Source organism: Ignatzschineria sp. PL_is040 (assembly GCF_055813795.1).
Window position 1 is genome coordinate 726,847 of record NZ_JBVPGU010000001.1, and the last position, 24,238, is coordinate 751,084.

21 protein-coding genes and 3 tRNA genes are annotated in these 24,238 nt (G+C 41.9%); 9 read left to right on the top strand and 15 right to left on the bottom strand.

What is annotated here, in order from left to right; genetic code table 11:
* Positions 1-384 precede the first annotated feature (384 nt).
* Positions 385-1,386 carry a lipopolysaccharide heptosyltransferase I gene (waaC, locus tag AC0SAP_RS03060; protein WP_473382883.1) on the top strand — a complete coding sequence of 334 codons (1,002 nt, stop codon included), beginning with the start codon at positions 385-387 and terminating at the stop codon, positions 1,384-1,386.
* A gap of 8 nt (positions 1,387-1,394) precedes the next feature.
* On the opposite strand, the gene AC0SAP_RS03065 is transcribed toward waaC, so the two are convergent.
* The 11 genes from AC0SAP_RS03065 to AC0SAP_RS03115 form a co-directional block, all read right to left on the bottom strand.
* The gene (locus AC0SAP_RS03065) at positions 1,395-1,736 is read right to left on the bottom strand and encodes an AzlD domain-containing protein (RefSeq protein ID WP_286480494.1); all 342 of its coding nucleotides are present in this window, start codon (positions 1,734-1,736) and stop codon (positions 1,395-1,397) included.
* Positions 1,736-2,434 (bottom strand): AzlC family ABC transporter permease, encoded by a 699-nt coding sequence (locus AC0SAP_RS03070; protein WP_286480496.1) that lies wholly within the window; start codon positions 2,432-2,434, stop codon positions 1,736-1,738. Before AC0SAP_RS03070 ends, AC0SAP_RS03065 begins: the two co-directional genes overlap by 1 nt.
* A gap of 219 nt (positions 2,435-2,653) precedes the next feature.
* Positions 2,654-3,292 carry a lipoyl(octanoyl) transferase LipB gene (lipB, locus tag AC0SAP_RS03075; RefSeq protein ID WP_094566989.1) on the bottom strand — a complete coding sequence of 213 codons (639 nt, stop codon included), beginning with the start codon at positions 3,290-3,292 and terminating at the stop codon, positions 2,654-2,656.
* A 34-nt stretch (positions 3,293-3,326) separates the two neighbouring features.
* On the bottom strand, positions 3,327-6,431 hold the full coding sequence (locus tag AC0SAP_RS03080; RefSeq protein ID WP_286480499.1) for an efflux RND transporter permease subunit: 3,105 nt from the start codon (positions 6,429-6,431) through the stop codon (positions 3,327-3,329).
* 4 nt (positions 6,432-6,435) lie between these two features.
* Positions 6,436-7,593 carry an efflux RND transporter periplasmic adaptor subunit gene (locus AC0SAP_RS03085; RefSeq protein WP_473382885.1) on the bottom strand — a complete coding sequence of 386 codons (1,158 nt, stop codon included), beginning with the start codon at positions 7,591-7,593 and terminating at the stop codon, positions 6,436-6,438.
* A gap of 473 nt (positions 7,594-8,066) precedes the next feature.
* On the bottom strand, positions 8,067-9,149 hold the full coding sequence (locus tag AC0SAP_RS03090) for an AI-2E family transporter (RefSeq protein ID WP_109235816.1): 1,083 nt from the start codon (positions 9,147-9,149) through the stop codon (positions 8,067-8,069).
* Between the two features lie 199 nt (positions 9,150-9,348).
* Positions 9,349-9,825, bottom strand: a complete 477-nt coding sequence (gene greA, locus AC0SAP_RS03095; RefSeq protein ID WP_094566985.1) for a transcription elongation factor GreA — start codon at positions 9,823-9,825, stop codon at positions 9,349-9,351.
* 103 nt (positions 9,826-9,928) lie between these two features.
* Positions 9,929-10,348 (bottom strand): VOC family protein, encoded by a 420-nt coding sequence (locus AC0SAP_RS03100; protein WP_094566984.1) that lies wholly within the window; start codon positions 10,346-10,348, stop codon positions 9,929-9,931.
* Between the two features lie 123 nt (positions 10,349-10,471).
* Complete coding sequence (locus tag AC0SAP_RS03105) at positions 10,472-11,116, bottom strand: c-type cytochrome (protein ID WP_158214333.1); 645 nt, start codon at positions 11,114-11,116, stop codon at positions 10,472-10,474.
* Positions 11,117-11,230: 114 nt separating this feature from the next.
* Complete coding sequence (gene grpE, locus AC0SAP_RS03110; RefSeq protein WP_473382887.1) at positions 11,231-11,794, bottom strand: nucleotide exchange factor GrpE; 564 nt, start codon at positions 11,792-11,794, stop codon at positions 11,231-11,233.
* Positions 11,795-12,000: 206 nt separating this feature from the next.
* Entirely contained in the window at positions 12,001-12,216 is a 216-nt protein-coding gene (locus AC0SAP_RS03115) for a PA3496 family putative envelope integrity protein (RefSeq protein WP_094566981.1), read from the bottom strand.
* Positions 12,217-13,012: 796 nt separating this feature from the next.
* Between AC0SAP_RS03115 and corA the strand changes: the two genes are divergently transcribed.
* A complete protein-coding gene (gene corA / locus AC0SAP_RS03120) occupies positions 13,013-14,047 on the top strand; it encodes a magnesium/cobalt transporter CorA (RefSeq protein ID WP_286480539.1) in 1,035 nt (344 codons plus the stop codon).
* Between the two features lie 76 nt (positions 14,048-14,123).
* Here the strand turns inward: corA and AC0SAP_RS03125 are convergent, their stop codons facing one another.
* Positions 14,124-14,864 (bottom strand): DUF4377 domain-containing protein, encoded by a 741-nt coding sequence (locus AC0SAP_RS03125; RefSeq protein WP_473382888.1) that lies wholly within the window; start codon positions 14,862-14,864, stop codon positions 14,124-14,126.
* Positions 14,865-15,102: 238 nt separating this feature from the next.
* Between AC0SAP_RS03125 and AC0SAP_RS03130 the strand changes: the two genes are divergently transcribed.
* The 6 genes from AC0SAP_RS03130 (at position 15,103) to AC0SAP_RS03155 (ending at position 17,392) form a co-directional block, all read left to right on the top strand.
* Positions 15,103-15,179: transfer RNA gene (locus tag AC0SAP_RS03130), tRNA-Asp, on the top strand.
* Between the two features lie 253 nt (positions 15,180-15,432).
* Positions 15,433-15,509, top strand: a tRNA-Asp gene (locus AC0SAP_RS03135).
* Between the two features lie 84 nt (positions 15,510-15,593).
* A tRNA-Asp gene (locus tag AC0SAP_RS03140) sits at positions 15,594-15,670 on the top strand.
* 68 nt (positions 15,671-15,738) lie between these two features.
* Positions 15,739-15,873: a hypothetical protein gene (locus tag AC0SAP_RS03145; RefSeq protein ID WP_286480547.1), complete on the top strand. Its 135-nt coding sequence runs from the start codon at positions 15,739-15,741 to the stop codon at positions 15,871-15,873.
* Between the two features lie 49 nt (positions 15,874-15,922).
* Positions 15,923-16,729: a penicillin-insensitive murein endopeptidase gene (gene mepA, locus AC0SAP_RS03150; RefSeq protein ID WP_473382890.1), complete on the top strand. Its 807-nt coding sequence runs from the start codon at positions 15,923-15,925 to the stop codon at positions 16,727-16,729.
* 156 nt (positions 16,730-16,885) lie between these two features.
* The gene (locus AC0SAP_RS03155; RefSeq protein WP_473382891.1) at positions 16,886-17,392 is read left to right on the top strand and encodes a hypothetical protein; all 507 of its coding nucleotides are present in this window, start codon (positions 16,886-16,888) and stop codon (positions 17,390-17,392) included.
* Between the two features lie 251 nt (positions 17,393-17,643).
* Here the strand turns inward: AC0SAP_RS03155 and AC0SAP_RS03160 are convergent, their stop codons facing one another.
* Positions 17,644-18,054, bottom strand: a complete 411-nt coding sequence (locus AC0SAP_RS03160) for a hypothetical protein (protein WP_473382893.1) — start codon at positions 18,052-18,054, stop codon at positions 17,644-17,646.
* A gap of 398 nt (positions 18,055-18,452) precedes the next feature.
* The gene (locus AC0SAP_RS03165) at positions 18,453-21,923 is read right to left on the bottom strand and encodes a pyruvate carboxylase (RefSeq protein WP_473382895.1); all 3,471 of its coding nucleotides are present in this window, start codon (positions 21,921-21,923) and stop codon (positions 18,453-18,455) included.
* Positions 21,924-22,671: 748 nt separating this feature from the next.
* Between AC0SAP_RS03165 and AC0SAP_RS03170 the strand changes: the two genes are divergently transcribed.
* Entirely contained in the window at positions 22,672-23,460 is a 789-nt protein-coding gene (locus AC0SAP_RS03170; protein WP_473383001.1) for an endonuclease/exonuclease/phosphatase family protein, read from the top strand.
* A gap of 133 nt (positions 23,461-23,593) precedes the next feature.
* On the opposite strand, the gene AC0SAP_RS03175 is transcribed toward AC0SAP_RS03170, so the two are convergent.
* Entirely contained in the window at positions 23,594-24,208 is a 615-nt protein-coding gene (locus AC0SAP_RS03175; protein ID WP_473382896.1) for an IMPACT family protein, read from the bottom strand.
* Positions 24,209-24,238 lie beyond the last annotated feature (30 nt).

Consider the following 24,238-nt stretch of genomic DNA (forward strand, 5'->3'; position numbering starts at 1 on the left):
ACATAACTTAAGGCATATAACTTGATGCCTATAATTTATACGATGATAGCTCTATAATTATTTTCATAGATGCTCATTTTTCATAGCCCTTTTTCATAGATCCTTTTCGTAGCATCATTAGACAGCTTCACTGAGCCTGAGCATTATTCTTCTTATCCTTCAATGTAGCAGGTGTTATTCTCTTTGAAAAGAGGCGATCTCTTTTAATTTTAGCCATCATCTCTTTTGACGATAACTTGATATAATCTCCCAAATAATGCGCCACTTCATGGTAAAATCACTCCCACTGTTGAATTAGGGATCGCGCTTGGGAGAATTCTCTCTTTAGGTCAATTATCGATCCCGTTATCGCTCAATTGCACAAAGGAATTAAAAAGCAATCGTATGAAGAAGCTACTCTTAGTGAAAACCTCCTCCATGGGAGATCTTATCCATACTTTTCCGGCATTAACCGATCTTTCAAGAGCGTGCCCCCATCAATATGAGATCACTTGGGTGGTAGAGGAGTCCTTTGTCGATATTGCCAAAATGCATCCTATGACAAAAGAGGTGATTGTTTTTGGCAGTCGCCGTTGGAAAAAGCATCCTTTAAAACGAGAAACATGGCAAGAGTTCACCGCATTCAAAAGTGCCTTACGCCAGTATCAGTGGGATCTAATCGTCGATTGCCAAGGTCTGATTAAGAGCGCTATTATCACCAAAATCGCCGCTCAAAAAGGGAGTATCCCCACTTACAGCTACGCAAAAGAATCAATCCGCGATCCTTTTGCTGCCCGTTTTTATCAACATGGGATTACCGTTGAGAAGGGATTAACAGCGATTGAACGGAATCGTCAACTCTTTGCGGGGATCTTCCATTACACAATCGATACACCAGTTGATTTTGGAATCCAACATTGGCAGACGCGATCACCATTAACGCCTGATCGTCCTTTTGCCGCACTCATTCATGGCACGAGCGCCGAAAATAAAGAGTGGTCAGAAGAACGTTGGATCTCCATTGGGAATTGGCTCGATGAGCAGGGGATTACCTCTATTCTCTTTTGGGGAAATGAGCGTGAAAAAGTACGCGCAGAACGATTAGCAGAGGAGATTCCGGGGGCCATCTTAATGCCTAAAGTCTCTATTGCAGAAGCGGGATTAATCCTCTCACAGGCAATGCTCATTATCGCGGTAGATACCGGTTTTGCACATCTTGCCAATACGCAAGATCGCCCACTGATTGGATTATTTTTAGGAAGTGACGCTCACTATGCCGGCGTTATTCCCACCGCAAATAATCCCCATGCCATCAATTTAGGGGGAAAAGGGGAAAATCCAGAAGTGCTAGAGGTGATCCGCGCGATTGAATCATTCCAAATTTTGCCAGAGTACCCGACAGAATAGCGATACGCTTAGATCAGCGAAAAGAGATAGAGAAATCCATTGAGCGCCGCCACACCCACAATCACGCTCAAAAAGACATTGCGCCAACGACCATAACTTGCCAATACCAGCAGGAGCGCTAATATTTTGGCGATAATAGCAGAGAGATCAGGTGCGAAAAAATCGATCTCCATACTATGGATAATTAAGACCGCCATAACACTCAACGGAAGAGCGTAATTGAGATAACGCAATAGATGGGAATCGAGAATACGCTTAGGAACAAATGTTGGAAATGCGCGTAAAATGAAGGTGATCACCCCCATCGCAATAATCGCGACTATCAGGGCGCTTATCGTCATATTTCCCATTAGAGAGCCTCCCTTTTTGATTGAAGTGCTGCACGTAGAAGAATGAAGAGAACCGCAAAGAGTAGTGTTAAGATCAAGACATATTTAGGAGCAACCACCAACATCACAAGGTAGAGACCCACAGCAATCAATGAGGGCCACCAGATCCGTTTACTTCGCATCTGTTCAAACCATAAAATGACAAAGAGTGCCGGCAATGCAAATTCTAAATTAGGAACCCATTGCGCTAACTCTTCACCTGCAATAATTCCCACGATGGTCGCGGCAACCCAATAGCCGTGAACTAAAAGAGAAATTTTTGGAAAGAGCTCTCGTTGCTCCTCTTTTGTGAGACTCGTCATAACCGAAAAACACTCATCTGTTAAACAGAAGAGGCAGTATGCGCGTTTTAGAGGATTTTTAGGGAGAATATCCACTAAGGGGAGTGCATAGAAAACATGACGTAAATTGATCACCAAAGTATTGGCGCTCATATTGAGAAGCCCGGCACCCGTGGAGATCAAAGGAATTGCCGCATATTGTGCAGCCCCAGAGAAGACGACAATAGAGATCAGGATCGACATCCACCAAGGAATCCCGGCAACACTCGCTAAAACACCAAATGCCATCCCTGCCGGCGCATATCCCATCGCAACAGGTGAGGTCACCTTTAATGCTCGCTTCCAGCTAAAAGCTTGCGAGTCTCTCTCTTCAACCACCAATTTTTAAACTCCTTCCTTATCCTGAAAAATAGCTCTAGAGATCATGAAACTCACAGAGCTCATAGAGAGGGATCGCTTCCCTCTTTTATAGTTTTTCTAAATTGTTTTTCGAGATCATTGCTAGATTGTTTCTAGATCGTTTCTATATTATTTTTCTAACTATATTTCTAAATTATTTCTAAATTGTTTTTTAAGGTTTTCCCCTTCAATGACTCTCTACGATCTCTGCTGATGAGCGCTCTGCTGCAACTGCAACGGATCGAGATAGTACTCTAGATGGCCTACCAGATGCTCTGTGACCTCTGACAACGAAATTGTAGGAACAAAATCGATCATCTGAATCACCTCAAGCCCCTGATATCCACACGGATTGATCCCGGAAAATGGTGTCAAATCCATCGCGACATTAAGGCTCAATCCATGATAGACCGAGCCCTTTCGAATACGTAATCCTAATGCGGCAATCTTTTTTCCATCCACATAGACGCCTGGCGCTGAGACATCTCCGCTCCCTTCAATCCCATAATCAGCTAAAGTTGCGATCACGGCATTCTCTAGCGCACGGATCAATGAGCGAACACCACAACCTCGCTTCTTAAAGTCGATCAAAGTATAGACTACAAGCTGCCCGGGACCATGATAGGTGACCTGCCCACCACGATCGACCTGAACAATAGGAATCATCGCCGGATTTAAAATATGTTCCGGCTTTCCATTTTGCCCTTGTGTATAGACAGGAGGATGCTCCACAACCCATAATTCATCGGGGGTCTCCTCCACTCTATTCTCTGTAAATTGCTTCATCTCCTCATAGACATTTTGATAAGGAGCAAGCCCTAAATAGCGCACAATCATTAAATAACCATCTTCTCACTGATGACAAATAAATTTATTGTACCTGAAATTGGGGCATCTGCGCAGATTCTCTTTTTCTCCCACCAATAAAGAGATAGATCACCGGCACGACAATTAAAGTTAGGAGTGTTCCAATACTCATCCCCCCAACGATAACCCAACCGATCGCTGATCTCGACTCAGCGCCTGCCCCGACAGAGAGCGCAAGTGGCACTGAACCCAAAACCATCGCGCCAGTTGTCATTAAGATCGGACGAAGTCGTAACGTTGCCGCTTCAACAATCGCTTCTCTCTTTGAGATACCGGTTGCTCGAATCTGATTGGCAAACTCAACAATTAAAATCCCATGCTTTGTAATCAAGCCAACCAGTGTGACAAGACCGATCTGACTATAGATATTGATCGATCCACCGGAGAGATAGAGCGCACCTAAAGCTCCAAATCCCGCTAAAGGAACAGAGAGAAGAATAATAAAAGGGTCGATCCATGACTCAAATTGTGCCGCTAGCACAAGATAGATAAAGAGTAGTGCCATAACGAAGATAAAGATCATCGAAGAACCTGACTCTAAAAATTCTCTTGATGAACCTTGATAATCGAGCATAGCATCAGGGATCACTTCACGGATAATCTCTTCTACGAGTGCAATGCCCTCTCCTTGCGATACTCCTGATTGCAAGTTGGCAGAGATCGTCACAGAACGGAGCTTATTAAAGTGACGTAAATTTTGGGGCGCGATAGTCTCTGTTACTGTCACTATATTGGACAATGGCACCATCTCCCCATATTTTGAACGGACATAGATCCCTTCTAAATCTTTAGGCTGACTCCGTTTTTGTGGATCAACCTGTACCATCACATCGTACTGCTCAGAGCCCTCTTTAAAACGTGTTACATTGCGCCCCCCTAAAGCAGATTCTAACGTTCTTCCAACAACAGAGACATCAATCCCTAGAAGCGCTAACTTCTCACGATCAACTGCTACCTCTAATTGTGGAGTATTCATTCGAAGATCATTATCAGGAGAGATCAAGAGATCATTTTCGCGCATGCGCTCCATAATCTCTGTGACCTGCTGATCGAGCTTTTTAAAACTCTCATTAGAGCGAATGACAATCTGTACATCTTTAGAATCGCCTCGCTGTCCTAAAGATTGGGGATTACTGGCAAAAACGCGCAAACCGAGAGCAATATCTTGAAAACCTCGATTGAGTCGCGAGGTGATCTCCATCTGTGATTCCTCTCGATCATCCCAATCCGGTAGAGTGACAAAGCCTAAAGCCCCCATTGAGATTCCTGAGATCGCATAGACCACCGTCCCATCATCTAAGTTATCGAGAAGATACTCCTCCACTTCAGAGAAGTAACGATCGGTAAAATCGACTGTTGCGCCTTCCGGCGTAATCGCTGCCACACGAATCATCCCTCGATCTTCTGTCGGCGAAAGTTCCTGCGGTAACATTTGATAGAAGAGATAAGCGCCCCCTAAGCAGGCCACCATTCCCACTAAAACAAGATAGCGAAATTGCAGGCAGAGACGGAGAATACGCCCATAAAATTGGGTCATCCCCTCTAATAGAGACTCGATCCATTGTGAGATGGATGCAAAAAAGCGCCCAATAACCCCCTTCTTCTGACTACTACTTTCTGGTTTGAGAAGACGGGAACACATCATCGGGGAGAGGGTTAACGCCGTAAACCCTGAAATTAAGACGGTAATGGAGAGCGTTACGGCAAACTCCACAAAAAGTTGCCCGATACGTCCTTGAGTAAAGGTCAGTGGCAAGAAGACCGCCGCAAGTGTAATCGTCATTGCAATAATGGCAAAACCGATCTCATTTGATCCTTTAAAAGCAGCCTCGATGGGTGATAATCCTTCGGCAATATGGCGATGAATATTTTCTAACATCACAATAGCATCATCGACGACCAGCCCGATCGCTAGAACAAAGGCTAGGAGCGTTAAGGTGTTGATCGAATAGTTAAGAAGATACATCGCAAAGAGCGTTCCGATCAGAGAGATCGGTACCGTTACCATCGGTATCAGTGTTGCACGCCAATCTCGCAAAAAGAGGAAGATAATCACACCAACGAATAGAAGTGCCTCTACAATCGTATTGTAAACGGAGCTTAATGACTTATTGATAAAGACCGATGAGTCAGAGGTAATAGCGATAGAGACATCTCCCGGGAGAGATTCTTCAAGTTGGGGCAAAAGAGCACGGATATCGGCTGATAATGTTAAAGGATTGGCAACTGACTGCTTAATAACCGCAACCCCTACCCCTGGCTTTCCATTAAGGCGCGGACGAGAAGTTTCATCAACACCACCTAACTCCACTAATGCCACATCACTTAACCGGACAATCGGACGATTCTCCTCTGCGGCATTATCGGCAACTTTTATAATGATATTACGAAACTCTTCTACTTGGTTAAGATCAGTTCGGGCAACAATTGAGAACTCTTGGGTCGAACTCTTAATGGTTCCTGCCGGAATCTCCACATTCTGCGCGCGAAGTGCAGCTTCCACATCACTAACAGTCACATCGAGAATCGCTAATTTTTGTGGATCGATCCAGACACGCATCACCGGTTCTCGCCCACCCCAAAGTGTTACATTGGCAACCCCTTCCAATAACTCAATCTGCGGTTGGACAATCGTTTCGATCATCTTTGTCAATTCAATCGCATTATATTGATCGCTTGAGAGCGCTAAAATCACTACCGGATCGGCATCAGAATCACTCTTTTGAATAATAGGGTCATCCACCTCATCGGGTAGCCCTCGCTTTGCACGAGCAACACGATCTCGCACATCATTGGCCGCTTCCTCAATATTTTTAGTGGGATTGAAGGTAATATTGATCGAGGAGAATCCTCGGCGGGAATCAGATTGAATAAAGTCGATACCATCAATACTAGTGACCGCATCCTCAATCACTTTTGTGACCTGAGTTTCAACAATCTCAGGACTTGCTCCCTGATAACTCGTTCGAATACTAATTACCGGCACATCAATATCGGGATACTCTCGAATCGAGATGCGATCTAAGCCGATCAAACCTAATAGAATTAAGAGGATGTTGATAACAATCGCAAAAACAGGACGTTTAATGGAGGTATCAGATAACTTCATTCTCTTACTCTCCTGCTGTTGCCGGCTGAACGGATCTTGTTTCGGGTGCTGTTTCGGATGATTTTTCCACCCCAAACTCGTCGACTTCTGAGACCTTAAGCTCTGCATCACCTAACTGCTGAAAAGTCGCTCCCGAGGCATCCTTCATCTTTGCGCCCTCTTTTAGACGAATCTGCCCCGCTTTAACAACAACATCATCCGGCTGCAATCCTGAAAGAATCTCTACATTAAAAGCGGAACGTTCACCAATCTCTACTGGTACCAATTCAGCGATATAGACTCCCGCCTCATCGCTTGCTTTCGCGCGATAGACAAATTGAGAGCCTTCAGAGGCAAAGATCGACTCTTCCGGAATAATAATCACTTTGTAATTGAGAGGAACGAGAAGATTGAGTCGCGCAAAGGAACCGGCAATCAAGGTTTGATCTTCATTATGAAAGCTCGCTAATACCGTTAAAGAACGGCCTTTCTGCTCAATTTCTGGGCTTACGGCATAGACTTCCCCTGTAAAGAGTCGGTTGGGATAATTATCCACCGTAAAATGAACATTTTGTCCCTTCTCTACCACATGGGCGACACGCTCAGGAATATTAAACTCGAGACGAAGTAGATCAATATTTAAAAGTCGGACAAGATCGGCCCCCGCTTGGACATAATCCCCTACCTCAACACTCTTTAAGCCCACCGTACCACTAAAGGGGGCATAGATAAAACGGCGTTCATATTTAGCTCGTGAGATCTCCTCATTAGCGACCGCTTGCTCATACTCTGCTTGCGCAATATCTCGAGCTTGAGCAGTCGACCCACCGCGAGCGGCCAGTAATCGATCTAAATTCTGTTTAGCCAATTGACGTTTCGCTTCTCGCTCCTTCAGTTCAGCAGCTTCAATCGCTGAATCAAGCTCAATAAGAAGATCACCCTCTTCAACATTCTCTCCCTCTTTAAAAGCGATTTTAACAATACGCCCTGCGGCTTCAGGGCGAATCATTGCTTCTTGATAAGGATAGAGAACACCCACTGCGTAGATCTCTTCATACTTATCTTCTAATAAAACCTCAGTTAACTCGACATGAGTCACTTTTGCCCATGCAGAAGTAGGTAATATGAGTAAGAGAGTACTCCATAATAATGCAACGACAACCGATCTATATGCGCTTAACATCTACAAGTTCCCATCTAATTAAGTGGTATTGAATTGGTTCATCTTAAAATTGATCCTATAAGAATCCAGGATTCATCTAGATCAATAATATTTGTAATATTTTTAAGATTTTTAAGATTTATAAAATTTATAAGATTTGATAATGATGATTTCTAACTTAGTATAAACTCATCTAAACCAGAAGTAGACACAATGAACCTTAAGAGAATCTTAAACTCCTCTCTTTAAGAGCATTCTTTATCCAATAAAAAAGGTTGAGGAAGGGAGAAAGATATTGATCAATAACCTGACCTAATAATTTTACCCAAAAAATCTTAACCAACAATCTTAACCAATAGGATAAACAGGATAATTACTGACTTGCGATTGCGCCTCTTACAATGTTTCCCTTACGATTACTGCCCTCGCGATTACTGATCTTGCGATTACTTATTCTGCGATTGCTGATGTCACGATTATTAATCTTATAATGGCTAGTCTGATGATTGATGATCTTGAATATTTTGGCTTATTAAGGTCTCTTCATGCACCCATTCGCGCCAAAGGGCAACAAGTAATGCCATCACAACAGGCCCAATAAAGAGTCCGATAATCCCCATTGTCTTGACACCCCCTACTAACCCTAAAATCGTTGGTAAGAAAGGAAGCTTAACGGATCCACCCACTAATCGAGGACGAATCGTCTTATCGACAATAAAGAGCTGCATTCCCCCCCAACAGAAGAGGATAATTCCATGTGTATACTCTCCGGTTCCGGCTAAATAGAGGGAGACCATCGTCATCGAGAGAGGAGCACCTCCTGGAATGAGAGCGAAAATACCAGTAATAATTCCCAATGTGACCGGCATAGGTGCGCCAACAAAGTAGTAGACAATACCAAAAACAATCCCCTCTCCGATAGCAATAATCACCATTCCAGAAACAGTTGAACTCACTAAAGTGGGGACAATTCGAGAAATTCTTTTCCATCTACCGGGGAAAACACGCTCTCCTACCTTATCAAGCTGCCGGCTAAAACGTCGACCATCTTTATAGCAGAAGAAGAGAATAATCATCATAAATAAGATCGTAAAGCCTAAAGCACTAAAGCTCTTTGTAACAGACCGGGTAACGGTTGCGAGATACCCTAATTTGGCCAAACCGATCTCAGCAAAGAAATCATGAATTCCATTAGGCGTTCCGAGATAAGTCATCCAGTAGGTATTGATCTGATCACCATAAGGAAGATTTAAGACCCAATTGGGCGTTGGAATGCCAAAAGTATTCGCTTCAATTAACCAAGCGCGCAGAAGGATCACCTCACCGTAGAGATAATGGACCAGCCAAAAGAAGGGAATGATGATCACTAAAACAATAAAAGCGGTCGCAAGGGAGGCCGAGATCATCGTATTTCCCCTGCAAAACCGCACTAAATCTGAGTAAGGACGCCATGTCACAAAAGTGATAATCATCGCGCCCAATGCTGGAACTAAAAAGCCATGGAAGAAGACAACACCCAGCACTAAAATTAAGATAATAATCCACTTCGCCACTGGGTTTGCTGTCAATGCTTGCATAATTCTTCTTCCTGCTATCTATTGATGAGTATTGATAGAATTCGCCTAGACACTACGCCTTATCGGCACAACGATTTAAGCGCTCTATTAAGCTCTTCGATGAAGCTCATATAACTCATATAACTCATATAACTCATATAACTCATATAACTCATATAACTCATATAAAAATATATGAACTCTCTTAAAACTCTCTTAATTAAATATGCTCAACGCTGATCACTTCATATTCGCGATCACCGCCAGGTGTTTTAATCACAATCAGATCATCAACCTCTTTTCCGATCAATGCTCTTGCAATAGGGGAGGCGATCGAAAGCTTATTCTTCTTCACATCTGCTTCATGTTCACCTACGATCTGGTAAGTCACCTCTTTATCTTCTGAAAGATCGAAAAGCGTTACCGTCACACCGAAGATTATTTTACCACTATTAGGGATCTCTGTAATATCAATTACCTGTGCATTTGCCAATCTTGCTTCAAAATCGGCAATACGCCCTTCGATAAAACTCTGCTCTTCTCTTGCTGCATGGTATTCCGCATTCTCTTTGAGGTCACCATGCTCTCTTGCTGTTGCAATCGCTTCAATAACTCGAGGTCTTTGCACTTGTTTAAGTTCATCTAATTCACGACGAAGCGCTTCTGCGCCCGCTTTAGTCATGGGGTATTTATTCATTCAGTAACATCCTTTATTTTTTATTCTTATCTAAATAATTCCAAATCCAATTGATAGCTCATGTTCAGCTATCAATTGAACTATGAACTATTTTGGGATTAACTTACCACCAGCCTACATTCTCCATATCTTTCCAAGGAGCCGCCGGTGCTTTTGGCTCACCTTTTTGAAGTAACTCGATCGAGATATCATCTGGCGTTCTAAAGAAAGCCATCCAACCATCTCTTGGAGGAACATTGATTTCGATGCCGGCATCCATAGCACGCTGACACACTTCATAGATATCATCAACCTCAAAGGCTAAGTGTCCAAAAGCACGACCAATGCCATACTCCTCTTTAGAATCCCAGTTGTAGGTCAATTCAATCTCAACATCCTGCCCTTCACAAGCTAAGTAAACGAGTGTGCATTCCCACTGCGGATACTCTTTTCGACGAGTCTCTTTCAACCCTAAAATTTCAGTGAAAAACTTGATCGACTGCTCTAGATCCGTTACTCGAATCATTGTGTGTAAAAATCGCATAATATTTTCTCCTAAAAAAGATAACGGGTATGATCTATAGTCTCATACCCGTCCATTACAACATACTATTATGACATATGTGGTACGGGATTTCTCCTATCCACATATCTCTGCGATAGAAGTTTACTCTTTTTTCTCTGCAGCTTCACTCTCTACAGCTTCTTGTTCAATCGCTTCTTTTTCCACAAGCTCTGCATCTTCTGTTTCAACAGCCTTCACTTCTGGCTCTCCTACTTCTGCATCAGTTGCGCTCTCTTCAGCGACGATATCTTCAGCGGGATCATTAGCAGCAACTTCGATACCGCTCTTCGCTAACATGAAGTCTACAGTGTTGATCACCTCTTCATCTGTTAAACGTGGGTCGCCCCCTTTCGCTGGCATCAAGTTACGACCTTTAATCGCACTTGTGTGAAGTCCATCAAGACCTCTTTCACTAAATCTTGATGCCCAAGCAGAGTTATCCCCTGTTAACGGTGCATCATTAAGCCCTGTATCATGACAGCTTGCACAGAGTGCGGCATATACATCTTGAGGAGCTTTAGCCTTTACGACATCCGATACTAAATTCCCTGTATTGACACGCCCATAGGGTGTTAAACGCTCCGCTACGAGCTCTCTATCATTAAATGGTTTACCGTTAATATCAGTATTGTTACTAATAAATTTTACAAATGAGATCACTAATACCACGACAATTGTCAATAATGATAGCGATGCTAATATAGTTAGTAACGAAAATGTAAACTTATCTGACTGCTGATTTTGCACGATCTGCTCCTAGAAAATACAAGCCATTTTTATAATTTGAATGATTCAATACCCGTCAATGATAAATCAACTTGTTATCTTTTACTAGTGTACTAAATCAAAGAAACGCGCTTTTTATTTTGCAACAATTACTTGCGCGGCTCTAATGAGTCGGTCATTTAATAGATAACCATTTTGTGCGACCGTAATGATCTGATTACTCTCATATCCATCATGAGGAATCATTGAGATTGCCTGATGAAGTTCTGGATTGAGTTTCTCCCCTTCTGGTCTGATCTGTTTGACACCATATTTTTCACAAACCCCAAGGAGCATCTTATACATCAATTGTGATCCCTCTCTGAAACGTTTCAACTCTTCAGATGAGTTCTCATCAACCGCCTTCATCTCTAATTCCATCGCATCAATAATAGGAAGAAGGTCTTTTACAAACTTATCGAGTGCATATTTATGTGCATTAGCGACATCAATCTCTGCACGTCTTGTAATATTTTGTGCTTCGGCTACCGCACGGATATATTGATCATATAGCGCTTCTTTTTCCGCTTTTAATGTCTCAATCTCATCAGCGACATCAGTCGCATTTTCATCTTGAGCCTCTTCGAGGATCTCATCTTCTACAATCATCTCTTCTCTATTTTCTTGAGCTTCTGTCTCAGTTAATTTCTCTTTTGTCATGACTATCTCCCATTTATCTATTGAATAATGTACAACATTATACAATGAAAATGTTGCGAATATTGCTCTCTCGTCCCAAACATCTCAACTAAAGTGATTTACAACACCTAAAGTTCAAACCCTAACATCTAAAAAACCTAACGTTTTAAAATCTTAATAAAAACTAATTAGAACCATTAAGGCTCACTAAAGCTTATTAAAGCTTATTAAAGTTCATCGAGATCATCATCGAGAAGTAGATCATCGAAACTGTCGAGATCAAACTCTTTAGCAAGCTTCTTCTGAAGCGCTCGCTCTTCTCGAATCGCCTCAATACTTCTCCACGCTTGGGATTTACTACCCTTTACATCACTTACATCAGGAACATCTTCTTCAATGATATCCTCATCATCTAATAAATCATCATCATAATCGTTAGACATCGCTAAACTCCTTCTTAAACAGCAAATATTATTTTCTCTGCATGCTTATATAATATTTAAAAATAAATGCAAGACTTTTCTAATAATTTTCTTCTCTACCGACCCAACGACTCCCATCTTTCCGATCGAGTCGACCAATATCAACCACGATTCAAGCAAGGTGAGATTGCATAAAACACTCCCTCTAAATGACTTCCCATCTCCATCTACAACCTATCAACAAGATCGGCTCACAACATCATTTTGCAGCATTTTTACTGAATATGATCCCACTGCAATCTTAAGGCGAGAGAGATGAAAGAGATCTTTTAGAGTCTCTCTTTAAAATGTAAAAATTAGATGCTCAACTCATACTCATTAAACTGTCCCTAATATGAGGATTCTATCCTCAAAGACAAGCATCTGAATAAAAAAGAGTCACTACAATAAAAGAAGATACGAGATTAACAAAATGAAGTTCTTAAAAAGCAAGCATCAGCACATCGCTATAAAACTATAAAGAATCGTCAATTCCAGATACAATGCATTCACTTTCCCCTTTTAATTATCGCTAGATTCTCTCTAGAAGCCTCTTTAAATGAGATTCAAACGAGCTTTAAACGCCACCTAAATGCGATTTACTTCAAGAGTGGCTCTATTAAAAACATAAAAGAGCCTTCCAATGACCTATCGACCACTCTATCGAGTCGTCACCAATTATTTATCGATGATATCGCTGACTAAAAAGGGGTTATTGCATTAAGTTCACAAATTAAATTTACACTCAAATCAAACAGCAGAAAGGAGCTATTTAGATATGATTTCAGGATTTGTTCTCACAGAGAATCGCTTGCACCAAATCTCAATCCAGGGTCAAGATGACTTTAGAGACGAGATGATCTGGATCGATCTCGTCGATCCCACAGAGGAGGAGCGCACCCTTGTTGAGGAACATTTTAAACTTGAACTTCCAGAGAAAGCTGAAATCAAAGATATCGAGGCTTCCGCTCGTTTCTATGAGGATGAAGATGGGCTACATGTTCACAGCTTCTTTCTGAATGATTTTGATAATAGTGCGCGCAACATCACGGTGGCATTCTCAATTAAGAACAATCGCCTCTTTACAATCCATGAAGAGGATCTCTCCGCATTTAGACTCTATCGCCTTCGCGCAAGACAGGTTCAACTAGAGCTAACAAATGGCAGAGTTGATGTGATGAATATCCTCATTGGACTACATGAAACAGCAATTGAGCATGTTGCCGATGTTTTAGAGCGAATCTATGCCGAACTTGAAAATACAAGCCCTTATGTTTTAGCGCTCGATGAGAAAGATGATAATAAAAAAGAGAAGAAGGGAGAAAAACGTCGCCGCCTAGAATCTCAAGATGATGAGAGCGATAAAGAGCCAACAATGGAAGAGGTTCTTCAAAATATTGCCCTTCAAGAAGATATGAATGGTAAAGCACGCCTCTCTCTGATGGATACGCGTCGCTCATTCTCCTTCCTAATGAGGACCCAACTACTCAGCGAACAACAAAAAAATGATGTCAGGGAGATTTTACAGGATCTCGAGTCATTAACAGGACACACCACCTTCCTCTTCGACAAAGTGAACTTCCTGCTCGATGCAGCTACCGGAAAGATCTCTCTTGAACAGAGTCGAATTATCAAGATCTTCTCAATTGCATCTGTTGTCTTTCTCCCACCAACACTTATTGCAAGTATCTACGGAATGAACTTCCCGATGCCGGAACTCAATTACGCGATTAGCTACCCCCTCTCTATCGGTGCAATGATTCTCTCTGGGATCGCCCCCTACCTTCTCTTTAAACGCAAAGGTTGGCTCTAACGGAAAAAAAGAGAGAGAATTACCAGAATCTAAAAACTGCTGGGAATCTCTCTCTTTCTATTGACTTAAAAAACCACTATTGCTGAGTGTTAGAGCCATCTTCTGATGGGTGACCAACGGGAACCACTTCTCCTTGCTCTACAATCATATCTAAGACATGCTTTGCAGCGCCATCCTCTGATTGATACTCTTTTAAGCGAAGACGATACTCATAATTCTCAACCGGCGTAAATCCTTCAATCTCCCCAGTATATATCTCCCACTCACTATTTTTATCTTCTCTTACCTGCAAACACCCTGCTTCTTGTTCTTCACAAGGCGTACGTTCTGCAGAGATATAGTAGAAAACTCGCTCGTAAGGCTTTGCTTTAATATCAAGATACTCACCTTGATCTAATTCAACAGGAAGATAGTGAGAGCTCTTTTCACCCGGCACCGTTCCCACTAAATAGAGAGAATCTCCCTCTCTGACCATTTTGGGTGTAGAGATCATAAATTGTGAGATCCGTTCATCAAGCTTTTGTAGTTCAGGATCACACGCCATCATCGTTGAAGCTAAAGCGGCCCCTGCTCGCCCCTCTTTCACTCTAAAGGCACCATTATCTTTAAGATAAACCTGCCCCATCAATGTATTGCAACCACCGTGTACTGAGAAGTGATGCGCCTCTTGATCTAACACCACCTTTACATCATGCTCTTTCGATAGTGGTGTAATATTCAATGTCTCTGTTGCCATCCCCACCATTGCAATACTACTTCCTAGTAATCCAGCAACGGCGATTTGACTCCATCTCTCTCTCCATCTACTCAATTTCATTACCTTTCCTCTTATTTAATAAAAGAATTAAAAGATCACTCCAACATCGAAGGGATGTAAAAAGCACCATTATTCGATTGTATCATGATTGTCTGACCATCAATCAAGTGATCAAATAAGATTAAAACCCTCTATCCTGCGCTATTATTAAACAAACGCTAAAATAAAGATGACAAATGAATTTTATTTCGTATAATAGCAATCCTTGTTTAAGAGGAAGCTCAAAGACAAGTATAGCGGAGTGGTAGTTCAGCTGGTTAGAATACCTGCCTGTCACGCAGGGGGTCGCGGGTTCGAATCCCGTCCATTCCGCCACTAATTTAAAATATGAAGTTATTAATTTTATGTTTTACAATTCATTATTTACAACTCAAACTGCAATAAATTATTGTAAAGAGTTGCATCTTTCTTAAAGAGTGATTAGAATAATCCTTTGTGAAAGAAGTTATAAATAGATTTGTAAAAATAGCGGTTAAGATCACACGACTAAATCGTATCACTAAAAGAGTAACTTTATATCACAATCTATCTAGTTACAATAGGTAACTAAATAGATACAATCTAACACGGAGTGGTAGTTCAGCTGGTTAGAATACCTGCCTGTCACGCAGGGGGTCGCGGGTTCGAATCCCGTCCATTCCGCCATATTTTAAGTTGTTAAATATGATCTATATTCTCTTTGAATCTGATCTATTTAACAAAGCTATTAAGAGTAGCAATTCTAATCTCGGAGTGGTAGTTCAGCTGGTTAGAATACCTGCCTGTCACGCAGGGGGTCGCGGGTTCGAATCCCGTCCATTCCGCCATTATTAGAGAGCCTAGATCGAAAAATCTAGGCTTTTTTATTATCTGCGATAAACTTGATACTGATCTGATGATATTCTTAAATCTTATTCCCGCTCAAGAGGAGAAGTTTTATGAAGCCCTTCCCTGCTTCTCTTACCGTAGAGACCTTATGCCTATCGATACAAAATCGACAGTACCAACAACAGATGCCTCTATTTCTTAAAATATCTAAAATATCTAAAATTTCATCTAAAACTTTATCTAAAGTTATTTTGGTCGCAGCATTTCTACTCATCAGCCACTCCATTGCTCATGCATGGCATACGATCGCCTCTCCTAGCAATAATGAACAGACGGTCATTTTTGGGAGCTATGCCAATGGATGTATCGATGGCGCAATCATGATTCCCACCACAGGATTGAGCTATCAACAGGTAAGACCTAGTCGTAATCGGCACTATGGTGCGCCAGAAATGGCAGATTTTATCGCAAAAATCGATCGCTGGGCATTGAGCGAGAATCAGATTCTCATCTTTGGCGATATCTCTCAGCCAAGAGGCGGTCCTGCTAACTTTGGTCATGCAAGCCATCAAACTGGGCTAGATATTGATATCTGGTTTGAAGATCGTAATGAACCGCTTCCAGAATCGCTAATTGAAAAGCTGGTAACACCCTCCGTCGTCAACCCTAAAAAAGGGGAGCTCAATCAACATTGGCGCCCCTTCTATCGCGATCTACTCTACTACAGTGCAACCAACCCCCAAACAGAACGAATCTTTATCAATCCCGTTATTAAAGTGGCGCTCTGCCAAAGTGAAGAAGATCGAAGTTGGCTACAAAAATTACGTCCTTGGTTTGGCCATGACTCTCACTTTCATATCCGCCTACAATGCCCTAAAGACAGCGAACATTGTATTCCTCAAGCACCGATACCTGTAGGTGATGGCTGTAATCAAGATCTACAAAACTGGGTCAATGATCAGATCAACTGGCATCTTAATCCACCTAAAAAGTCAGCACCTATCGATAAGCCACCCAAAGTTTTGCCGATCGAATGCCAAGTGATCAAAAACAAGTAGAAGAAGCGTAGCAAAAGACTTCGCCTCTTTTAAGAAGGAATCGGCTTAATCCTGCTTCAGAGCATTCATAGTAGTTGCTTTATAGCCTTATTTTCGGTAACTTTACCCTTCTCAACGCTCTTTCAATGAGTTTATCAAATAAGGACATGGTAGATTGTGACTAATAAAAAAGCTTCTATTATCGCTATTATTGCGGTTGTAATTATCTTTATGATCTATGATCGCTTCAAACCTCTTTCAGAAGAGAAGATTATTGCAAAACAGGGTGTTGCTACACTCTATCTTGATAATAGCTATAAAAATATCGACTCTACCCAAGCACCCGCCGGCACACTTTTAGCACAATACTCTAATCGCCATGATCTCACCGTCATAGTAACAGGAAGTCACCTCACAGCTGAGGAGGCGAAGGATTCGTTAGAGAATTATAGCGAAAAGTTGATTAAGGGAGCGCCAGAGGGAACATCGGTCGAGCTACTTGAAGTTATTCCCCAATTAGATGAGATCTATTACACCATCACTGCCCCAGAGAAACTCTATACCTGGCAGCGTTTAAAACGGGATGGCGATCAACTCACCGTTATAGCTGTTACCGCTGAAGAGGAGAACCCTAAGGTTGATCCTTTAGTGATTCTCAAAGAAGCACAATTTGGAGCTCATTAAACTCAATCATGAGTGAGCTTTAGATAGCAAATATCAATTATGCTCACATCAGATTCAATAGAGAGATTCATATCACCATTCAAATATCATGCAAATATCATTCAAATGTATAAGGGGGAGCTTCTATTAGCTCCCCTTTTCTGCTGATCATATCTGAGGCTTAATAATCACCAAGAGTTACCAAGCTATCAAGAACCATCAATAAAAATAGCAATAACTCATAAGCCTCATTCGCACTGATCACTCAACCATTAATATCCCCAAGCGCCCCAAGCGAAAGGTCCATCAAAGAACATACCATTATCCCATGCTGCATCGGCATTTGCCCAAGCGGCCATCTGCTCTGCCTGCATCTGATTCTCTTCACGATAATCTTTCCATGCCATGTTATAACACGATTGGAAGAGTGGATTATTAACAGCCGCAACATATTTTGCTTCAAAAACTTTACGCTCAGCGGCAGTTAAATGAGCGGCATTAGGCATCTCTTTCATCAGCTCTGCTGCTTGTGGGCTACATTGGGAAGCTAATGCGACCTGGGTATCTAACATCTGTGCTGCTTGCTCCTTTGCTTCCGCCGCCTTCTCTGCTGGCGTTACGGCACATGCCGCAAGAAACATCACTGCACAAGATAACAGAGCGACTCTCATCATCGATTTCATATCTAATATCCTTCTATTTCCAGTTATTATAAAAGAGCCTAAAAAAAGCTCGCTTCACTCATCTAGAGACTTAAGTGTAAAGGCTTAAGTACCTAAGTTATTAACTATTAATTGTGAATTGTTACTTTGTTAGTTGTTAGTTGTTAGTTGTTAATTGTTAACTATCAATACCTCAACCACTTATCATTTAAGTAGAAGTGGATCAATCCTTTAACTTTCTCCTTAACTTTAACATTATTTTACCATCACAACGAGAGGGAAATAGGATTGAGAAAAAATAGTAACCACTCAAACAAAAAGGCAGCTCTCTTTAAAAGAGCTGCCCTCTCTTTTGAATTATCAACCGATCGCTATAAGACCGGTTACTTCATTAATTCAAAAAATAGCGTGGAGAGTATCTATTGATCGATCTCAACGAGAAGATCATCAGCTTCAACCACGTCACCTTTTGTCACGAGCACACGTTCGATCGCACCTGATGCTTCTGCGCGAATGGTTGTCTCCATCTTCATCGCTTCTAGCGTTACAATCGCATCTCCCTCCTTAACAATATCACCTACCTTAACGTGAACCGTGCCAACAACGCCCGGCATCATCGCCGCAACATGGTAAGGATTTCCCTTCTCACGCTTCTCTCGTAAAGGTAGATCAGACGTTAACTCATTTTTAGGAATCGAGAATGCTCTAATCTCACCATTGAGTTCGAAGAAGACATTGCAATGACCCGTAGCATCCGGAAGAGAGATCGCTAATAACTTGATTAAGAGATCCTTTCCTTGCTCTAGAGAAACGGTGTGATAGGTATCCTTCTCAGGTCCATAGAAGAAGATCTTAGAAGGGATATTAGAGACATTGCCATACTTCTCTTGATGTGCTTTAAACTCCTTAAATACCGCAGGATACATAAGGTAAGAAGCTAAATCAGTCTCTGAAACTTCATAACCTAAAGCAGCTTCTAAGTTCTCTTTTTCAGCCACAAGATCAACCGGCGGAAGATGCGCACCCGGACGCCCCTCAATCGGTTTCTCATCTTTTAAGACTTTCTTTGTAATATCTTCTGGGAAGCCCCCCTCAGGGATTCCTAATTCCCCCTTCAAAAGCCCTACCACAGATTGAGGGAATGCAATCTCACGTTGCGGATCTAAGACATCTTCAGCTTTAATATCTTGAGTGACCATCATTAGTGCCATATCACCCACAACTTTAGAGCTAGGCGTTACCTTCACAATATCCCCTAAGAGCTGATTAACTTCGGCATAAGCTTTAGAGACCTCATTCCAACGTGGCTCTAGCCCCATTGATCGCGCCTGCTCTCTTAAGTTAGTATATTGTCCACCCGGCATCTCATGGTTATAAACATCTGAAGTACCAGATCGTAGCGTCGATTCAAAAGGCGCATAGATTGAACGTACACCTTCCCAATAGGTAGAGATCTGATGCATCGCATCAACATCAATTCTTGATTCGCGCTCACTCCCTTTTAATGCATGGATAATCGATCCCATCGGAGGCTGACTCGTTAAACCTGAAAGGCTATCCATCGCCGTATCAACAGCATCCACTCCCGCTTCAACAGCAGCTAAAACAGAAGCTGCTGACATCCCTGATGTATCATGCGTATGGAAATGAATTGGTAGTTCAATCTCCTCTTTCAATGCTTTAACTAATGCTTTCGCCGCTTCAGGACGACAAACACCCGCCATATCTTTAATACCGATAATATGCGCACCCGCTTTCTCTAACGCTTTTGCTAACTTCACATAATAGTTGAGATGATATTTAGGTCGTTTTGCATCGAAGAGATCCGCCGTGTAACAGATCGTTCCCTCAACTAACTTTCCTGACTCTAAGACGCTATCGATCGAAACGCGCATATTATCCACAATATTGAGTGAGTCGAAGATACGGAAGAGATCAATCCCTTTCTCAGCCGCTTGCTTCACAAAATATTGAATGACATTATCGGGATAACTGGTATAACCAACACCATTGACACCCCTTAAGAGCATCTGGAAGAGCGTTCCTGGAATCATCTCTCTTAGACGAACTAATCGCTCCCAAGGATCTTCATTTAAAAAGCGCATCGACACATCAAATGTTGCGCCACCCCAACACTCTAAAGAGAAGAGTTCGGGCATTAACTCGGCATAGTAAGGGGCAATATCCCAAAGATCTTGAGAACGCATTCTTGTGGCAAAGAGCGATTGATGCGCATCACGCATTGTTGTGTCGGTAATTAGAACCTCTTTCTGCTCACGCATCCAATCAGAAAATCCTTTAGGTCCCAACTCTAAAAGAAGATCACGTGAGCCTTTAACAGGTGCGCGCTCTCCTCGCTCTAACTGCGGTAATATCGGCTTGATAAAATGTTTAGGGATTGCTCTTCCTTCCAATTCAGGATGACCATTAACTGCCACATCTCCTAAGAATTTCAGAATAGAGTTTGATCGATCTTGACGCTCTTTCAGATCAAAAAGCTCTGGATTTTGATCAATAAATTTCGTTGTATAATCACCCGCAATAAATTTTGGGTGATTGATCACATTTTCAACAAAGGAGAGGTTAGTAGAGACGCCTCTAATGCGGAATTCACGCAATGCTCGATCCATACGCTCAATCGCTTCAAGATCATTATTCCCCCAAGTGGTCACCTTCACTAAGAGCGAATCATAGTAGGGTGAAATAACGGCACCCGAGTAAGCTGTTCCCCCATCAAGACGAATACCAAACCCAGCAGGAGAGCGATAAGCAATAATCGTTCCTGTTCCTGGGAGAAAGTTATTTGCGGGATCTTCCGTTGTAACACGACATTGTAAAGCACTTCCCTTTAACTTAATCTCCGCTTGTGGCGGAACGACCATCTCTGATGAGCCGATTCTCGCCCCTTCTGCGACCTGAATTTGCGCTTTTACAAGATCAACCCCCGTCACCTCTTCTGTAACGGTGTGCTCTACCTGAATACGGGGATTAACCTCAATAAAGTAGAATTGCTCGGTATCGGCATCCATCAAGAACTCAACTGTTCCGGCATTACTATATTGAACAGCGCGCCCCAATTTCAATGCGCTCTCACAGATCTCCTCTCGCTTCTCTTGCGAGAGATAAGGTGCCGGCGCACGCTCAACAACCTTCTGATGACGTCTCTGTACAGAACAATCTCGCTCCCAAAGGTGGACAATATTGCCATGCTGATCCCCAAGAAGCTGAACTTCAACGTGGCGCGCGCGTTCAATTAACTTCTCAAAATAGACCTCATCATTGCCGAAAGCGGCTAAAGACTCCCCTCTTGCTTCACGCACAGAATCCATCAGTGTCGATTCATCATAGATTGCACGCATACCACGACCGCCACCGCCCCAGCTCGCTTTGAGCATGACCGGATAACCAATCTCTTTTGCTATACGCTTGATCGACTCTTCATCTCGAGGGAGTGCTTCAGACGCCGGCATTACCGGAACACCTGCTGAAATCGCGGCATTTCGCGCAGCAACTTTATTACCTAAAGTATTTAATACATCATATGAAGGACCTATAAAGATAATTCCATTTTCCCGGCAAGCTTTCGCAAAGTCAGGATTCTCCGCTAAGAAGCCATAACCAGGATGGATTGCATCGGTATTGGTCTCTTTTGCGATACGGATAATATCATCAATATCAAGATAAGCCTCTAAGGGTAATTTCCCACGGCCTACTACGTAACTCTCATCAGCATTAAATCGATGTGCAGATCGACGATCCTGCTCCGCATAAATTCCAACGGTCTTAATCCCTAACTCCGCAGCAGCACGAATAATACGAATAGCTATCTCGGAACGGTTCGCGACTAGAATCTTTTTAATCTTTCTATCTGATGATGATTCGACAGACATAGGTCTTCCTCCATTTTTAGTACGTCACTTTAATATTTTTATATCGCCTCTTTTAGGCGAGCGTTATTTCGTTTCATCTTTTAAACTACACAAACACTACAACAATACATCAAACATTACCGCTTTCATAATATTTTATCCCGATTGATAAATAAATTAACGGAGAGATAAGGATAAAGTGAATCAATTATTAATTAAAATTAGATAATTTTATAAGATTATATTGCAATATAGCCTCCAAAAAAGTCGAGATATATCAAAAATAGAGGATCTGCCGAATAATCCCTTCTTTTAGTTCTAAAGAGCATTGACCACCTCTTTAGAGGACAATATAGATACCTATAAAGATATCTATAAAGATGCAATAAGGTCATCATGCCGGAAGAGAGATAACACTACTCATTAAATTACTGATTAAAACTATTTAATTAAAGCGATTAATCATCAATAGTTATCAGGAGTCATCAATAATCACATCATAGAGGCGCTATTTTGGTAAATATTTCCCATCATTTATCACTTCGTGTAAAATTTTATATTGGAGCTTTGAGTGGAGCTTTAAGTTTACATTCGACATTTAGGCTCAATATTTAGGTTCAATATTTATATATTGAGAGGCTTATTATTGAGATAGAAGTCTAAATAGTCGATACTCACTCTATATTTATAGATAGATTTATAGATTAAATAAATTCAGTGGGTGCATTAAGGCATCAATGACTGCAACTTCAACCTTACTCTAACGACGATTAACGATTCAATTATGGCAAATCACAAAAATCATCTATTTCGGTTTACCGCTCAGCAAAATGGGAAAGAGACTCTTCATGGAGAGACGCGCCTCGATCGTTTCTATCCCTTCTCAAAAGATAATCGCCTTACGGTAATGGTTTGGAATATCTATAAACAACAAAAACTCAACTGGCTTCCTCTCTTAACAGAGTATGGCAAAGATCGAGATCTTATCTTACTGCAAGAAGCAAAAGCCTCTGAAGAGTTGATTCAATTCTCTAAAAAACACTTCTTAGTCGGTGATCAAGTGCCGGCAATTGAGATTACGAAAGATGCTTACGGCGTTATGACGCTCGCCTCAAGCTACCCACTCTATACCCGACCTTTTCGAACAACTGAACCCTTTTTACGATTGGCAAAATCAGCGCTAGTAACAGTCTACCCACTCTATGATAAGCGGCTTTTGATGGTGGTGAATGTCCACTCAGTCAACTTCAGTTTAGGAGTCAAGATCTACCGGGAGCAGATCCAATCGATTGCAGAACATGTGATGAACCATAATGGTCCTGTTATTTTTGCCGGCGATTTCAACACTTGGAGCCGAAAAAGACGCCATCTTCTCTATCTTTTTACCCGGAGAATGGGTTTAAAACCAGTGATCTTTAACGATGATTATCGCAAAGCATTCTTCAACTCTCCGCTCGACTTTGTCTTCTACCGCGGATTACGACTTGAGAAGAGCGAGGTGATTAAGACCGATGCCTCAGATCACAATCCCCTTTTAGTCGATTTTAGACTCCATTAGTGATTAATACCCCTTTCTTTACTGAAGAGAAAGACCCCAAACGCTATCAATCTAAGAATGTAAGAATCTAAGCGTATAAAGGACTCAAAATCTGAGTCGACCATAAACCCTTCCTCTTCAGCAATATCGTTCCTTAGGTTAGATCACACTTATGAGAGATGACCAATGTATCAACCTTCTCTAAACGCGCTAAAAGCGCGGGGTAATCATTAGCACGCACGCTTAAAGTCATCTCACAATTGATACCGTAATTCTCGGCCACTTTCGCTGCATTTAGATCATTGATAACGTGATTAACCTCATTTGTTGCCGGATAATCGAAGGTAAAGGTAACATCGAGCCCTATCGTTTTCGTGACAATATTGGCTCTCTGTAGCGCATTGCGCGCCCCCTCTTGATAAGCAGAGACTAATCCTCCGGTGCCTAACTTAATCCCCCCAAAATAACGAACTACGATCACTAAAACATTGGTTAACTCAAAGGAGCGAATTTGTCCAAGAATCGGTCTGCCGGCAGATCCCGAAGGTTCGCCATCATCATTTGCACGATAATGCTCATAACGCTCCCCTAAAACATAAGCGTAGCAGACATGGCGAGAGTCGTTATAACGTTTGCGATATTCATCGAGTAGTGCATCAATCTCTTCTTCAGAGGTCACCGGTAAGGCAAAAGTGATAAAACGGCTTCGCGAGATGACAAATTCATCCTCACTCATTGCGGTTATCGTCTTATATTGATCACTATTCATCTTACATTCTCCAAAAATCTCACCCTCTAT

Excerpts from the sequence above, each read along its gene's own strand:
- waaC (WP_473382883.1), top strand. The coding sequence starts at position 385 with ATGAAGAAGCTACTCTTAGTGAAAACCTCCTCCATGGGAGATCTTATC.
- AC0SAP_RS03065 (WP_286480494.1), bottom strand. The coding sequence starts at position 1,736 with ATGGGAAATATGACGATAAGCGCCCTGATAGTCGCGATTATTGCGATG.
- lipB (WP_094566989.1), bottom strand. The coding sequence starts at position 3,292 with ATGATTGTGCGCTATTTAGGGCTTGCTCCTTATCAAAATGTCTATGAG.
- AC0SAP_RS03080 (WP_286480499.1), bottom strand. The coding sequence starts at position 6,431 with ATGAAGTTATCTGATACCTCCATTAAACGTCCTGTTTTTGCGATTGTT.
- AC0SAP_RS03085 (WP_473382885.1), bottom strand. The coding sequence starts at position 7,593 with ATGTTAAGCGCATATAGATCGGTTGTCGTTGCATTATTATGGAGTACT.
- AC0SAP_RS03090 (WP_109235816.1), bottom strand. The coding sequence starts at position 9,149 with ATGCAAGCATTGACAGCAAACCCAGTGGCGAAGTGGATTATTATCTTA.
- greA (WP_094566985.1), bottom strand. The coding sequence starts at position 9,825 with ATGAATAAATACCCCATGACTAAAGCGGGCGCAGAAGCGCTTCGTCGT.
- AC0SAP_RS03100 (WP_094566984.1), bottom strand. The coding sequence starts at position 10,348 with ATGCGATTTTTACACACAATGATTCGAGTAACGGATCTAGAGCAGTCG.
- grpE (WP_473382887.1), bottom strand. The coding sequence starts at position 11,794 with ATGACAAAAGAGAAATTAACTGAGACAGAAGCTCAAGAAAATAGAGAA.
- AC0SAP_RS03115 (WP_094566981.1), bottom strand. The coding sequence starts at position 12,216 with ATGTCTAACGATTATGATGATGATTTATTAGATGATGAGGATATCATT.
- corA (WP_286480539.1), top strand. The coding sequence starts at position 13,013 with ATGATTTCAGGATTTGTTCTCACAGAGAATCGCTTGCACCAAATCTCA.
- AC0SAP_RS03125 (WP_473382888.1), bottom strand. The coding sequence starts at position 14,864 with ATGAAATTGAGTAGATGGAGAGAGAGATGGAGTCAAATCGCCGTTGCT.
- AC0SAP_RS03145 (WP_286480547.1), top strand. The coding sequence starts at position 15,739 with ATGATATTCTTAAATCTTATTCCCGCTCAAGAGGAGAAGTTTTATGAA.
- AC0SAP_RS03160 (WP_473382893.1), bottom strand. The coding sequence starts at position 18,054 with ATGAAATCGATGATGAGAGTCGCTCTGTTATCTTGTGCAGTGATGTTT.
- AC0SAP_RS03165 (WP_473382895.1), bottom strand. The coding sequence starts at position 21,923 with ATGTCTGTCGAATCATCATCAGATAGAAAGATTAAAAAGATTCTAGTC.
- AC0SAP_RS03175 (WP_473382896.1), bottom strand. The coding sequence starts at position 24,208 with ATGAATAGTGATCAATATAAGACGATAACCGCAATGAGTGAGGATGAA.